12 protein-coding genes are annotated in these 15,446 nt (G+C 29.8%); 7 read left to right on the top strand and 5 right to left on the bottom strand.

Features of this window, described 5'->3' with window-relative positions; translation table 11 throughout:
* Window positions 1–71 precede the first annotated feature (71 nt).
* A complete protein-coding gene (locus tag MC378_RS02725; RefSeq protein WP_242177181.1) occupies window positions 72–2,432 on the bottom strand; it encodes a CotH kinase family protein in 2,361 nt (786 codons plus the stop codon).
* Between the two features lie 131 nt (window positions 2,433–2,563).
* Here MC378_RS02725 and MC378_RS02720 point away from each other — a divergent pair, with 131 nt between their 5' ends.
* The 3 genes from MC378_RS02720 (at window position 2,564) to MC378_RS02710 (ending at window position 6,118) form a co-directional block, all read left to right on the top strand.
* Window positions 2,564–3,076, top strand: a complete 513-nt coding sequence (locus MC378_RS02720; protein ID WP_242177180.1) for a GNAT family N-acetyltransferase — start codon at window positions 2,564–2,566, stop codon at window positions 3,074–3,076.
* 76 nt (window positions 3,077–3,152) lie between these two features.
* A complete protein-coding gene (locus MC378_RS02715) occupies window positions 3,153–3,908 on the top strand; it encodes an MORN repeat-containing protein (protein ID WP_242177179.1) in 756 nt (251 codons plus the stop codon).
* Between the two features lie 86 nt (window positions 3,909–3,994).
* The gene (locus MC378_RS02710; protein ID WP_242177178.1) at window positions 3,995–6,118 is read left to right on the top strand and encodes a Tex family protein; all 2,124 of its coding nucleotides are present in this window, start codon (window positions 3,995–3,997) and stop codon (window positions 6,116–6,118) included.
* 31 nt (window positions 6,119–6,149) lie between these two features.
* Here the strand turns inward: MC378_RS02710 and MC378_RS02705 are convergent, their stop codons facing one another.
* Window positions 6,150–7,298 carry an SO2930 family diheme c-type cytochrome gene (locus MC378_RS02705; RefSeq protein WP_242177177.1) on the bottom strand — a complete coding sequence of 383 codons (1,149 nt, stop codon included), beginning with the start codon at window positions 7,296–7,298 and terminating at the stop codon, window positions 6,150–6,152.
* A complete protein-coding gene (locus MC378_RS02700) occupies window positions 7,273–8,538 on the bottom strand; it encodes a parallel beta-helix domain-containing protein (protein ID WP_242177176.1) in 1,266 nt (421 codons plus the stop codon). The genes MC378_RS02705 and MC378_RS02700 overlap by 26 nt, the downstream gene beginning before the upstream one ends.
* Before the next feature lie 236 nt (window positions 8,539–8,774).
* Between MC378_RS02700 and MC378_RS02695 the strand changes: the two genes are divergently transcribed.
* Both MC378_RS02695 and MC378_RS02690 read left to right on the top strand, forming a co-directional pair.
* Window positions 8,775–11,135 carry a type IA DNA topoisomerase gene (locus MC378_RS02695; RefSeq protein ID WP_242177175.1) on the top strand — a complete coding sequence of 787 codons (2,361 nt, stop codon included), beginning with the start codon at window positions 8,775–8,777 and terminating at the stop codon, window positions 11,133–11,135.
* Between the two features lie 60 nt (window positions 11,136–11,195).
* A complete protein-coding gene (locus tag MC378_RS02690) occupies window positions 11,196–12,134 on the top strand; it encodes a sterol desaturase family protein (protein WP_242177174.1) in 939 nt (312 codons plus the stop codon).
* Here MC378_RS02690 and bla read toward each other — a convergent pair.
* A complete protein-coding gene (gene bla / locus MC378_RS02685) occupies window positions 12,124–12,858 on the bottom strand; it encodes a subclass B1 metallo-beta-lactamase (protein ID WP_242177173.1) in 735 nt (244 codons plus the stop codon). The genes MC378_RS02690 and bla overlap by 11 nt on opposite strands.
* Entirely contained in the window at window positions 12,855–13,073 is a 219-nt protein-coding gene (locus tag MC378_RS02680; RefSeq protein ID WP_242177172.1) for a VF530 family protein, read from the bottom strand. Before MC378_RS02680 ends, bla begins: the two co-directional genes overlap by 4 nt.
* A 135-nt stretch (window positions 13,074–13,208) precedes the next feature.
* Here MC378_RS02680 and gcvT point away from each other — a divergent pair, with 135 nt between their 5' ends.
* Together gcvT and MC378_RS02670 are read left to right on the top strand one after the other, a co-directional pair.
* On the top strand, window positions 13,209–14,294 hold the full coding sequence (gene gcvT, locus MC378_RS02675; protein WP_242177171.1) for a glycine cleavage system aminomethyltransferase GcvT: 1,086 nt from the start codon (window positions 13,209–13,211) through the stop codon (window positions 14,292–14,294).
* 73 nt (window positions 14,295–14,367) lie between these two features.
* Window positions 14,368–15,366, top strand: a complete 999-nt coding sequence (locus tag MC378_RS02670) for a metal-dependent hydrolase (RefSeq protein WP_242177170.1) — start codon at window positions 14,368–14,370, stop codon at window positions 15,364–15,366.
* Window positions 15,367–15,446: the final 80 nt, after the last annotated feature.

Raw genomic sequence — 15,446 nt, 5'->3', positions numbered from 1 at the left:
TCTTTTTAGACAAAAAAAGGTTTCAAAAAACTACTTTACATTTTTGAAACCTTTTTTTATGGAGTATTAATTTACATATTTATTACTTTAACTACTTTTGAATTATTGATAGTAACAAAATAAACTCCTTTAGAAAAACTTGAAAAATCTATTTCAGTTTTTGTCTTATTTACACTTTTTTTATAATATAATACTTGTCCTAACAAAGAACTCACTTTTAAAGATTGAATTGGATTCATATTACTTTCAATATTTAAAGTGGATTGGATTGGATTTGGATAAAAACTAACATTCAAATCTAGTCCTATTGTTTCTGTTGATAAAGCTGTATCATTATTTACACCAAAAGTTGGTGCTTGAATGACAAAATTTCCTGTTCCATTTGGATTTCTTGCATAACTCATATCATCCGTTTGTGCTCCAAAAGTTATATTTTCAATTATTGTACCATCTGCATAAGACAAAATTGCACTTTCACCACCTGCAGAAAATTTTATATCTGCATGCAATCCTTCTTGATCATCATCTTTATCACACCAAACAATTAAATAACTATCTGGAGCTATTGTTAATCCTTCCGGAAATTTCCAAACTAATAAATCATCTGGATCATCAGATAAATACAAATTATCTAAGCTTAAGGTTTCCGAACTATTGTTATATAATTCTAACCAATCATCATATTCTCCATCTTGATCTGTTATGGTTGTTTCATTTGAAGCCATTATTTCATTAATAACAAGATTTCCTTCTGTAATTGTTGAGTAAGTTGCCTCAATTGTGTGAAATTCATATTCTGCTCTTGCAGGAGAGAAAGATCCAATATTATCATTTTCTGCATATATATAATAATGCATATAATCTGCATCTATAATTACATCAGTTCCATAGATATTATCTCCTGCTGTACCATCATTATGAGCACCATCATCATACATCAAAACTTTTCTAAATGGCTTGGTTTCATCAATTCTATATCCTAAATAAACAGCATCTGTATTTGTATCCGATATATTAGCTGTAATCGTAATTGTGTCTCCAATGGTTGGTATAGAAACAGAAGATCCTACATCGCTAATTGTTGGCTGTATATTATTAAAATCTGTTTGAGATAATAAATGAGTACTTCTTTCACTCATTAAATTGGTTAAACCAGGAGCCGTATTATTACCTACATTATAATCCGTAGTAATGTTTCCTGTAAATTGCGCATCTGTATAAAACTTATTGGTATCTGCAGTTACAGCTGTAGCAATAATTGATTGGTAGTCATTTGCTAAAGTTAAGTAGTTAGAATTACTTATGTTTTCAATTAAAATTGTTTTATAATGTGCTAAATACATTCTCTTATATTTTGGCACTGCCATCAATTTAGAAAACAAAGGAAAACCATCATCATTGATGTGTAATAAATGATCTAATTTAGCTTTATCTGTAGTCGTACTTAAACCACTATTACCAGGACCACCTGGACCTCCAGGTCCTCCGCCTCCTGGGCCACCTGGACCTCCGCCAGTACTACTTTCTCCTGTCATACTAAATGTTCCAAAAGACATATTTAAATCCCACATTACGGGTTTAAATTGATTATTATCATCTTTATATAAATAATAGTTTTGTTTAAATTCTCCTATATAACTATCTAGATTTACCAAAACATTATTTAATGCTAACATCCAAATAGCCATATCGACATCAATCACATTTTCAATATTTTCAATATCATTATTTAAAATATTTGTCAGTTCTATTAACTCATTCCAATGTGCTATTTCGACTGTTGGATCTTCTTCATCATCCGATTTAATTTCATAAGCATCTTCGTAACTAGAAGAAGCTGTTCCTAAATATTCTAAACTAGGTAAAACTGTAGATTCTGGACCCGCTCCATCCGGAGGACTACAACTAAAAAAAGCATTTTTCTTAGAATTAAAATGCTTATTTACAAACTTCTTAGTAATCGCTTCTGTATTTGTATACAGTCCTAATAAAGTTCCATTTACATAAACATTTGCATAATTTGCTTGTGGTGCGTCCATGTATTGATTTACAATAGAATAAGCAACGGTTTCTCTTACAAACGATGGGTCTGCAAAAACATTTGCCAATTTAATATCTGTATAGCCTTGATATTCTTGATCTACATAAGTATCTAATTCTATATGAAACGGATTTTTTACTTCGTTAGCATTGTATGAACTATTTCCTTTATACTTTACTCCCACACTATAAAAAGTAGTTCCATTAATTGTTACAGATGTTGCTTCTGTGTAATTATTCTCTCCTGCTTTTTCTGTATCTAGTAACTGATCCCAATTACTTTCTTCAAACACAATTTCGATGGTTTGAATTGTATTTATATCATACAAATCTTGAGAAAACCCTACAGAAGTAATTAGAAACATCAGTAAGAGTTGGGTAATTTTTTTCATTATTTTTAATTTTTATTTCGGTTGTATATTATATAGATGTTTTTATTAAAAAAAACTTGCAGAAAATTTATTATTTTTTTCTATTTTTCAATTTATAATTACTTTTTAACTATTATGTCCAATACCCATTCATGAAAATTCAACTTTCTACAACTAAAAATATTCCTGCCATAATGGAAATTATAAATGATGCAAAACATCTTTTGGCCTCATTAAATATTGATCAATGGCAAAATGGCTATCCAAATGCAGCACAAATAGAACAAGATGTTCAAAATGGAGAAAGTTATGTTGTTGTTAATGATAAAAATCAAGTAATGGCAACATCTATGTTTACTACAAACCCAGAACCCACTTACCTATTTATTGATGGGAACTGGTTGGTTGATGAACATAAAGTTTACGGAGTAATACATAGAATGGCCATTAAAAAAGAGTTCAGAAAATTAGGCTTAGCAACTTTTCTTTTTGATGCTTTTCATCAACAATTAAAAAATAAAAACATAAAAAGCTTAAAGATTGATACACATGAAGACAATCTTGGAATGCAGTCTTTAATCAAAAAATTAGGATATCAATATTGTGGAATCATTTACACAGATTATGGCGCAAAAAGATTGGCTTTTGAGAAAATAATTTCTTAAAAATACGTCATTTGTCGTATTGATAAAAGTATAAATCTCTCATAATTTTGAAAACTAATATTTTAATATCAATCTTATGAAAAAAGCTTCACTCTTATTAATTCTATTCTTATTTTTTCAATCTTTAATTTACTCGCAAAATGGAATTTGTGAGGGTGGAAACTGCAAAAATGGCTTTGGCCATCACTATATAAAAACAACCAATGAAATTTATCATGGATATTTTAAAGATGCCAAATATAATGGTATTGGAATGTATAGCAATAATGAAGGCATGTACTATAGCCAATTTACAAATGGTAAAATGAATGGTTATACCGTGTATTATCAAAAAGGAAATATTTCAGCAGGAAATTTTATTAATGGTATAAAAAACGGTGTACATTTTATAAATGCTGATAAACAAGGTAGTATTGATAGAATTGTGGTAACCTATGAAAAAGGAAAGGAGTTGAGTAGAGAATTCCTTAAAGTAACCTCAGAAAATTTTAACAGCGGTAAAGACTGTATATCTGGAGATTGCGATAATGGAAACGGTATATTCTTAATTAAAGCCCAAAATGTATTAGTGATTGGTAAATTTGAAAAAAATGCTATGGTAGAAGGAGAGTATTTAAATATTCAGTATGGAGAATCAGATTATTTTGCAGTACCAAAAGACTTGACCAACCCTTATTTTAAATTCTCGAAATTACCTATGAAAGAAGGAGGCCTTCTGGAGATTGCTGCCATGTATATTACAAGTAAAAAAAATGGGCAAGCAGTTATGTATCAAACCAAATCAAAAGAAATTAGTGGTGTTATTTATAAAAATGATGAACTTGTAAAATAAGAAATAAACGAAATAACAATTATATTTACAACCTCATAAATTCATTTTTATGAGGTTTTTTTTTCTGATAAAATTCAAATAAAAAAATGCAAATACTTCAATATATAGTTCAGCAAACACAACTTTCTTCTAAATCTGTAGAAAACACTATTTCATTGTTAAATGAAGATGCTACAATTCCTTTTATATCTAGATATAGAAAGGAAATGACTGGTAATTTAGATGAAGTAGAAATAGGAGAAATTGTTAAGTTTAAAGAAATTTTTGAAACTTTAGAAAAACGAAAAAAAGCCATTCTAAAAGCTTTAGTAGAACAAAATGTTTTAACATCAGAATTAGAGCAAAAAGTAACTACTTCTAGAGACTTAATTACTTTAGAAGATTTGTATTTACCTTTTAAGAAAAAGCGTAAAACCAAAGCAGAAACTGCACGTTTACAAGGTTTAGAACCCTTGGCAAAAATGATGATGAGTCAGCGTGTAAACGATTTAGAACATACAGCCTCTAAATACACATCCAACGAAGTTGAAACTATTGAAGAAGCTTTAGAAGGAGCAAGATTTATCATTGCAGAATGGATTAATGAGCGTACAGATATTCGTGGAAATATTAGAAGAGAACTAGAAAGACATGCTACGATTTCATCAAAAGTGGTAAAAACTAAAAAAGATGATGAAAAAGCACAAAAATTTAAAGATTATTTTGATTGGAGTGAATCTTTAAGCAGAATTCCTTCTCATCGATTTTTAGCCATTTTAAGAGCAGAAAGTGAAGGTTTTATTCGTGTTAAAATAGAAATTGATAATGAAAGAATGCTTCAAAAAATGGAAGAAAGAATCATTAGAACTCAAAACGAATGCACACCTCAAATAGAACTTGCCATTAAAGACGCTTTTAAACGTTTGTTATTTCCTTCTTTGTCTAACGAAAGGCTATCACTTGCCAAAGAAAAAGCAGATGAAGAAGCAATTACCGTATTTTCTAAAAACTTAAAACAATTACTTTTAGGCGCTCCTTTAGGCGAAAAGAGAGTTTTAGCTATTGACCCTGGTTTTAGATCGGGTTGTAAAATTGTATGTTTGAATGCACAAGGAGGTTTAGAACATAACGAAACTATTTTTCCGCATGCCCCACAAAATCAAACCATAGAAGCTATCAAAAAAATAAGTTCTTTGGCAGAAGCCTATAAAATTGAAGCCATTGCCATTGGAAATGGAACAGCATCTAGAGAGACTGAGCAATTGCTAAAGAAAATTCAGTTTAAAAATAACATTGAGGTATTTGTTGTTAGTGAAGCTGGTGCTTCTATTTATTCTGCTTCTAAAATTGCCCGAGATGAATTTCCTAATTACGATGTTACGGTTCGTGGTTCGGTTTCTATTGGACGTAGACTACAAGATCCTTTGGCAGAATTGGTAAAGATTGATGCTAAATCGATTGGTGTTGGCCAATATCAGCACGATGTAGATCAAACAAAACTAAAAAAATCATTAGATACCACAGTAGAAAGCTGTGTTAACACTATTGGTGTAAATATTAATACCGCAAGTGAATCTTTATTGAGTTATGTTTCTGGAATTGGACCAAAATTGACAAAAAATATTGTGAATTACAGAAACGAAAACGGCTCTTTCTCATCGAGAAATGAAATTAAAAAAGTTCCTCGTTTGGGCGGAAAAGCCTACGAACAAGCCGCTGGTTTTTTAAGAATTAAGAATGGAAAGAATCTATTAGATGATTCTGGAGTGCATCCCGAAAGTTATGCTTTGGTAGATAAAATGGCAAAAGACAATCACAAAAAAGTGTCAGAACTTATTGGAAATAAAGAGTTGATTCAAAAAATAAATTTAAAAAGTTATATTACAGAAACGGTTGGTTTACCCACTTTAGAAGACATTGTCAAGGAATTAGAAAAACCAGGAATTGATCCAAGAGGAAAAGCAAAACTGTTTTCTTTTGATCAGAATATTAAAACAATTGCTGATTTAAGAACAGGACAAATCTTGCCCGGAATTGTAAATAATATTACTAATTTTGGATGTTTTGTCGATATTGGTATCAAAGAAAGTGGTTTAATTCACGTTTCTAATTTATCAGATACTTTTGTAAAAGATATAAACGCTATTGTGAGTTTACAGCAACAAATTACTGTAAAAGTATTAGAAGTGGATGTAGTGAGAAAACGAATTCAGTTAGCTTTGGTGAAGTAAAAAATAATCTTCAAATTCATATGGATTAAGCTTATAATTTATTAGGAATCGTTTCTAAAGAAGAAATCCAATTTTTAATTAAATCAATACCTTCTTTGTGCAACAAATTTTTACCAATTTCTGGCATTACAATATCAGGTTCTAAATGTTTCATCCTATACAACAAAATAGATTGAGAGGGTTTACCTATAACAATATCATAAGATAAATTTCCAGATCCTTTCCCTGCTGCCACTGGTGATTTATTGATACCAATTTTATAATTATCTTTTTCTTGATACATTAAGTGTAAACCTGATGTTTTAGCAGAACCACCTGCTTGATGACAATGTGCACAATTAACATCTAAATACGCTCTTGCTCTTTCATTTAACGACCCAGAATTGGTGTCTAAATAATTTGGTAATTTAGAAATTGCTGTTAAAGAACTTATCCCTTTTAACATCTCATAATTTTTTAAATACCCTAATTGATTTTGCGTAATTGAATCAAACAGATTATTTCTATTTAACTGTCTTGGTGTTGGACCTAATGGAACTAATCGTTGATTTTTAACATGACAATTTTTACACATGTTAATATTGGGTACGGTATATTTAAATGCTATTTGTTTTTCATTTTGATTTGGTTTTTCTATAACCATATCAATATCCTTCCCTAAAATATACAAATAGGCTTCCGTTTGTGCTTCATTCCATATATAAGGTAATGTTTTCCATTCATTTGATTCTTTATCTTTTATCAATAGACGTGTTTCTATAATAACATCAGAATTGATGGTTTTTAAATCACTATTTTTATAATAAAAATTTTTAATAATTACAGTTCCCTTTGGGAAATCTAAGGCTGTTTCATCCGTTTTATAGGCCGCTGATGTTCCTTCCGGAAAAGAAATAAAACGCTTTTTAGAGGCATAATCCGTAAATAAAGGCGAGTTTAATTCGTAAGGAATAATTTGTTTTGTTGCTGGAATTAATTGATTTATTGGTTGTTTGAAAAAACCATAATCAGAAAGTTTTTTTAATCCAATATCATCATAACTCACTAAGGTATCTTTAGAAGTTAAAAGTCCAGAAACACTTACATATTCATCAATTTTAGTTGAACTATTTTTAGTTTGACAACTTATTATCAATAAAGTAGAAAGTAAAAAACTACTTACACATAAATTTCGAAACATCGCTCGTAGTATTTTTAAAATCATTTAACACATCCAAACTAAAAAAAGAAACATTTTCGTTTTCAAAACAAATAGCATCACCTTCTTTTGGATCTTTTACTCCATCCCAAAGTACGTCTATCGTTTGAAAGGGTTTCTTAAACAATAAAATTCTACCAAAATCATTGTTAATTGTTGGGAAAATATGAGAATCTGCATACGCATTTTTTCCAATTTTTATTTTTCTTGGATATGGATTGTAATTTTTATCTGATAAATATTTATCATTAATCCCTCTAGTTGAACCAACAACATCATCAGATTCTGTTTCTAAAGAAGATGCATTACGCTTTCCCATTTCATATATCAACACATAACTAGCAATAGCAATAGACACTGTTTTATTATCTTTAAAAATATTGTCATGAATATATACTTTTTCAGTTCCTAAAATCAAACTTCCTGTTCCGCTAGGTACTTGCCCAACAATAGAACCTTTTGCCGCAAAGTTTTTAGTATTATTTTGATAAATTTCGTTATTATAAACTTCTACATTCGAACCATTTTGAGTCAATCCTGGCAAATCAAACACTAAAATTCCACCTGTATTTTCATAAGATTTATTACCAAATATTTTAACATTTTTAGAATTTTCACTTTCAATACCAGCAACATTATAAAAGACTTCATTATTACTTATAGTAACATTATTAGACTGACCTACATAAATCCCTGCATCTGAAGAACCAATAGACCTACATTGATCTATGATAACATTATTGCATAGAACAGGATAAAAAGCATACGCCCCATTATCTTCACTTACTTTACCCGTCCATGAACATTCTACATTTCTAAAAGTAATTCCATCGGTATCCATCACTTTTATATTATCTCCCTTAGCATTTTCAACAGTTAAATCTTGAATGGTTATTGATTTACTATTTGTAATTCTAATACCTTCTGCTCCTTTTGTTTGCCCTTCAAAATTTAAGACTGTTTTATGTATTCCCTTTCCTTTAATTGTTACATGACTTACCCCATCTAATATTAAAGATTGTGACAATGTAAAATGACCATCTGCTAATTCTATAACTGTACTGTCTTTAGCTAATAAGAATTTAGAAAGGATTTCATTTTCTTTTCCTTCTATATAATTTCTTTCAGGGTTATAAGATGGAGTTGGTTCACTTTTTAAAACAAAAAACAGAATTACAAGGCCTGTTATCAAAATTCCTAAAAAATATAATAGTTTTTTCACCTTGTTGTTTTTTTATATTATTGATAACAATAATACAAAAAATAAGACTAAACATCAATAAATAACTACTTTTATCAACTATTCATTATATTTAAAACATTTATTTGTAAAATTTCATAGTAAAAAAAATAGAAATATTAAAGATTTAAAATACTATTCAAATTTTAAATAAGTTACTGAAGGATTTATAAAATTTTATAAATATTTTCTTAAATTCGACCTCGTAAAAAGAATCAATGAAAGTCTGTATTGCCGAGAAACCAAGTGTTGCAAGAGAAATTGCTAATATTCTAGGAGCCAACACAAAACGTGATGGTTACTACGAAGGCAATGGATATGCAGTAACCTATACTTTCGGACATTTATGTACACTTTTAGAACCTAAAGATTACAAACCACATTGGAAAAGTTGGGATTTGAACAATTTACCCATGCTTCCAGAACGTTTTGACACCAAAGTTACGGGCGATGCAGGAATTAAAAAACAATTTAATATTGTTAAATCTTTATTCGAAAAAGCAGACGTAATCATTAATTGTGGGGATGCGGGAACAGAAGGAGAATTGATTCAACGTTGGGTAATTAATCAATGTGGTTATAAAGGCGAAGTACAACGTTTATGGATTTCATCCTTAACAGAAGAAGCCATTAAAGAAGGCTTTAATAATTTAAAACCCGCAGAACAATACGATAACTTATATTATGCAGGCTATTCTAGAGCCATTGGTGATTGGCTTTTAGGTTTAAACGCAACGCGTTTGTATACGGTAAAGTTTGGAGGATATAAACAAGTATTATCCGTTGGTAGAGTACAAACTCCTACCCTAGCGATGTTGGTAAATCGTTATTTTGAAATTGAAAATTTTAAGCCGCAACCTTATTGGGAATTACAAACCACTTATAGAAATACACTTTTTAATTACGAAGACGGACGTTTTTTAAAACAAGAAGACGGACAAGTTTTAGCGAATAAAGTAAAAGAATCTGATTTTGAAATTGTTTCTGTCACCAAAAAGAAAGGAAAAGAATATGCTCCTAAATTATTTGATTTAACGGGTTTACAAGTATATTGTAATAATAAATTTGGATTTTCTGCGGATGAAACACTAAAAATGGTGCAGAAGTTATATGAGATGAAGGTAGTTACTTATCCTAGAGTTGATACTACTTTTCTACCCAATGACGTGTATCCAAAAGTGGTAGGAATTTTATCTAAATTAACCAATTATAGCGAATTGACACAACCGCTTTTAGGTCAGAAAATAAAGAAATCAAAACGTGTTTTTGATGATAAAAAAGTAACCGATCACCACGCAATTATTCCTACTGGAATTCAAGGAAATTTACAATACAATCAGCAACAAGTGTATGATATTATTACCCGTAGATTTATTGGTGCTTTTTATCCAGATTCTGATGTTTCTAATACTTCTGTTATTGGTAAAGCAGCAGATGTTCCTTTTAAAACTACGGGTAAAGAAATTTTAACTAAAGGATGGCGCGTTGCTTTTGAAACAGAAGAAAGCAAGATTAAAAAAGAAATGAATGAGAAACTAACTTTACCTTCTTTTGTGAAAGGAGAAAAAGGAGCTCATGAACCTTCATTTTTAGAAAAAGAAACAAAACCACCAAGAAATTATACAGAAGCAAGTTTATTACGCGCCATGGAAACTGCCGGAAAACAGGTAGATGATGATGAAATGCGCGAATTAATGAAGGAAAACGGAATTGGAAGACCTTCTACAAGAGCAAGTATTATAGAAACTTTATTCCGTAGAAAATATATTGAGCGTAAGAAAAAATTGGTTTTACCAACCCAAACAGGAATCGATTTAATTAATATTATTGATAATGAACTTTTAAAATCTGCCGAATTAACCGGACGATGGGAAAAACGTTTAAAAGAAATTGAACGAGGAGAATTCAATGCAGGAACATTTATCAATAACATGAAAAAAATGGTAGATGAATTGGTTTATGAAGTCCGTTCTAATACTTCTAAAAAACGAATTTCTTCCAATACTACTCTTGTTGAGAACTCATCAAAAGCTAAAAAAGATACTGAAACAAGTTCAGCACGTAAGAAAAAACAAGTTGTAGGTAAAACCTGTCCGAAATGTAAAAAAGGAATCATCTTAAAAGGATCTTCTGCTTATGGTTGTTCTGAATATAAAAACAATTGCGATTTAAAAATTCCTTTTGAAATCTATGGAAAGAAAGTTTCCGAAAACCAATTGATCCGATTGATTGATAAAGGTTGTACTACCAACCTAAAAGGTTTTATAACAGAAACTGGCAAAGTAGAAGGCTTAATTAGATTTGATGATGAGTTTCAATTAAAATTAGAGCCGAAAAAACAAGCTGTCACTTCGAGCATTTCGACTCCGCACAACAGAGACTCCTCTGAAAAAAAATCTGATAAAATAATTTGCCCCAAATGTAAAAAAGGAACCGTTTTAAAAGGAAAAACTGCCTATGGTTGTTCTAATTATAAAACAGGTTGTGATTTCGTTTTTACGTTTGATAACATCAAAAAAATTGCCAACGGTAAACCTTTAACCAAAGAGTTAGTTCTTAATATTATAACTTCAAATTAGCCTCTTTACTATTATTGCCTTACATTTATAAAAATTAAAGATTAAAGATTAAAGTAATAAATGGATTTCACAAACCCACTAGTGTATGGTGTTCCTTGTTTTTTAGGACTAATTTTAGTAGAACTTACCTATAGCAAACATCATAAAAAAGAAGAAAATAAAAAACTATATAAATGGAAAGATTTAGCTGCGAGCCTTACAATGGGTATTGGTTCTGCTATTTTGGCTCCTTTAACAAAAACGATTGCTGCCATTGTACTATTTAATTTTGTTTATGAAATTTTCAATCCAATTGTTGATGGAATTCGTACCAATATCATGGGATATGAATCTTTTGGATACGCTTGGTACATTTGGTTAATCTGTCAATTATTAGACGATTTTAGTTATTATTGGTTCCACAGACAAAACCATAATATTCGTTTTCTTTGGGCAGCGCATATTGTACATCATTCTTCAGATAATTTTAATTTAGGAACTGCAGTAAGAAATGGATGGTTTACTATTTTTTACAAACCTTTTTTTTATATGTGGATTACCGCCATTGGTTTCCCTCCAGAAATGTTAGTAGTTTGCTTAGGAATTGAAGCCTTATGGCAATTTCAATTGCACACCGTTTATATTGGTAAATTAGGTTTCTTTGATAAAATATTTAACACACATACCATGCACCAAGTGCATCATGCTCAAAATTTAGAATATATGGATAAAAATCATGGGGGATTTCTAAATGTTTTTGACAAAATATTTGGAACTTGGAAAGAGCTAGATGAAAATATTGATATTAAATACGGTGTTACTCATGCACCAAACTCTTACAATCCTTTGGTTATTTTAACACATGAATATAAAGATATTTGGAATGATATGAAAAAATCTAAAAACTGGTATCATAAATTCATGTATGCATTTGCAGCACCTGGATGGAGTCATGATGGAAGTACTTTGACCATTAAACAAATACGAAATGAAAATAGCAGTAATTCTATTATTGTTTAAATAATTGAATGGTATAATCTAGTAATTCAGCATCGCCAACTTTTCCATGCCCAGGAATGATATTTTTTATTTTCGGAAATGTTTCCTTTACTTTAGTAACCGTACTAGACCATTCAGAAATATTTGCATTTCCTAGATATCCCTTTTTAGCTTTTAAAGATTTAATCAGACATCCTCCAAAAAGTGTGTTTTCACTTTCTACATAACTAACTATATTGTCTTTTGTATGCCCTTCTCCTAAAAACTGAGTAATCACTTTATTAGAACCAAGCATCAAATCTAATCGTTTATCAAATCCATATAAAGGAACAGTAATACTATCTTTTCTAGCTAAATTTATAGTGCGATTGTTTGCATAAGAAGCTATATTCTGTTTATGAAATTCTTTTAACCCTCCTAAACAATCGTCATGAAAATGATTTACAATTATGCCATTTATCACAGACTGTTTAGAGGTTTTAATCCATTTTATCAACTCTTTAGAAACCTCATCAGTTGTTGGACTATCAAAAACCAAAGCTTTATTGTCTGTTATATAAATCATTCCATTACAAGGAACATAACCAAAATCATCGGTCTGTAAATAAGAAACATGTTTAAAAATATGAGGTGTAATTTGCTCTATAACTAAAGAATCTGTTTTATAAATTGTCTGATGATTCGTTTTTGTAGTACAACTAATAAGGCTCAATAAAACAGCAACTAAACTAAGAGCTTCTCTCATAACATATTTTTTAAATAGAATTGCTCTACTTTTTCTCTTGCCCAAGGTGTCGTTCTTAAAAATTTTAGAGAAGATTTATAAGTTGGGTTATTTTTAAAAGCATTGATATTTAAAGAATATCCTAACTCTTCCCAACCATACTCTTTATAAAGTTCCTCTAACATGGTTGCTAATTTTATTCCGTGTAACGGATTATTGGGTTGTTCTGTACTCATTTTTATTTTAAAAAAATTATAATAGTATCAAATGTAATGCTATTATTTTTTTCATTTCAAAAATATTAACAATTATTAGCAATCATTTATTCCTGATTTTTCAATAATTTAGCAAAAATTTTAAGATATTAATACATGAAAAATATTGCATTACATTCAATTCACGAAAATCTTGGAGCAAAAATGGTCCCTTTTGCAGGTTATAATATGCCTGTTCAATATGAAGGTGTTACAGCAGAACATTTAACAGTAAGAGAATCTGTAGGTGTTTTTGATGTAAGCCATATGGGTGAATTTTTGGTTGAAGGAGAAAATGCCTTAGCATTAATACAAAAAGTAACATCTAACGATGCTTCTAAATTAGAAATTGGTGACGCACAATATAGCTGTTTTCCTAATGAAGACAACGGAATTGTAGATGATTTAATATGCTACAGAATCAAAGAAAATACATACTTATTAGTCGTAAATGCTTCTAATATTGAAAAAGATTGGAATTGGATTTCTACATATAATAAAGAATTTAAAGCTGATTTAAAAGATTTATCTGAAGATTATTCTTTACTAGCAATACAAGGACCAAAAGCTGTTGAAGCAATGCAATCTTTGTCTTCTTTAGATTTAACTGAAATTGAATTTTATAAGTTTAAAATTGGTGATTTTGCAGGAATTGAAAATGTAATTATCTCTGCTACAGGATATACAGGTTCTGGTGGATTTGAAATTTACTGCAAGAATTCTGAAGTTGAACAAATCTGGACAAAAGTTTTTGAAGCAGGTGCTGATTATGGTATCAAACCAATTGGTTTGGCAGCAAGAGATACTTTGCGTTTAGAAATGGGGTATTGTTTGTATGGAAATGATATAGATGACACTACTTCACCAATTGAAGCTGGTTTAGGATGGATTACAAAATTTACCAAAGACTTTGTAAATCATGAAGCTTTAGCAAAAGAAAAAGAACATAAACCAGAAAGACGTTTAGTGGCTTTTGAATTAAATGAAAGAGGAATACCAAGACATGATTATGATATTGTTGATGGTAATGGAAACATAATTGGAAACGTAACTTCTGGAACAATGAGTCCTAGTTTAGGAAAAGGAATTGGAATGGGATATGTACCTAGATTATTTTCTAAATCGGGAACACAAATACACATACAAATTCGTAAAAAAGCAATTCCGGCTACGGTCGTAAAATTGCCTTTTTATAAAGGATAAAACAAGAAAAAAACAGATTCTATAAAAATTATAGGATCTATTTTTTTTGATTACAACATAAATTAATTATCAATTGGATTCATTAACTCAAATAGTTTTAGGAGCTGCAGTTGGAGAAGCTGTTTTAGGAAGAAAAATTGGTAACAAAGCAATGCTTTATGGTGCCATTGCAGGTACAATTCCTGATTTAGATATTATTTCTTCTTTCTTTGCAGATAAAGTTACAGCATTAGAAATACACAGAGGCTTTACACATTCAATATTTTTCTCAGCTCTTTTTGCTCCTATTGCTGCTTTTATTGTTAGCCAATTCGAAGCCTATAAAAACAAAAAAGATTGGTCTTGGCTTTTCTTTTGGGCTTTTATAACACATCCTCTTTTAGATGCACAAACAACTTGGGGAACGCAACTGTTTTGGCCTTTAGATATAAGACTCGCTTTTAAAAATATTTTTGTTATAGATCCACTTTACACTCTTCCTTTTTTAGTGTTTTTAATTTTAGCAATGCGTCAAAAAAAGACCTCTAAAAAAAGACGTTTTTATAATAATTGTGGATTGATTATTAGCAGTTCTTACTTAATATTTACTCTTATATTAAAATGGATTTCTTATCAAACTTATACCAAAGAATTGGCTGCTCAAAATATTCAATACATAGAAATAGAAACAAAACCAACACCATTAAATACTATTTTATGGACTGCAAATGTAGAAACAGACAATGCTTTTTTAATTGGACATGCTTCCTTTTTTGATCAAAATTCAATAAATTTCTCTCGTTACCCTAAGAACCATCATCTTTTAGGAGATTTAATAAATCACCCAAAAATGAAACGAATGATTGCCATTTCTAAAGGTTGGTACATCATCAATAAAGAAAAAAATAATTTATATTTTAATGATCTACGTTTTGGTGCACTAAGTATAAAACCAAATGCTACCAATTTCGTTTTTAAATATAAAATTGATGTCGATGACAATGGAACTCCTTTTTTTATTGAAGAACCCAAAAACAAACAAGACGGTCAAAAATTGTTATCAGAATTGTGGTTAAGAATAAAAGGAAATTAACTAGTTTTCTAACTAAAACAAAAAATATGTAAGGATTACAAAAAATAAACGATTACTTATAATTAAACCTTATATTAACA

Source organism: Polaribacter marinus (assembly GCF_022662535.1).
In the GTDB taxonomy this organism is placed as follows: Bacteria; Bacteroidota; Bacteroidia; order Flavobacteriales; family Flavobacteriaceae; genus Polaribacter; species Polaribacter marinus.
This window is presented reverse-complemented; position numbering and strand designations above follow the sequence as displayed.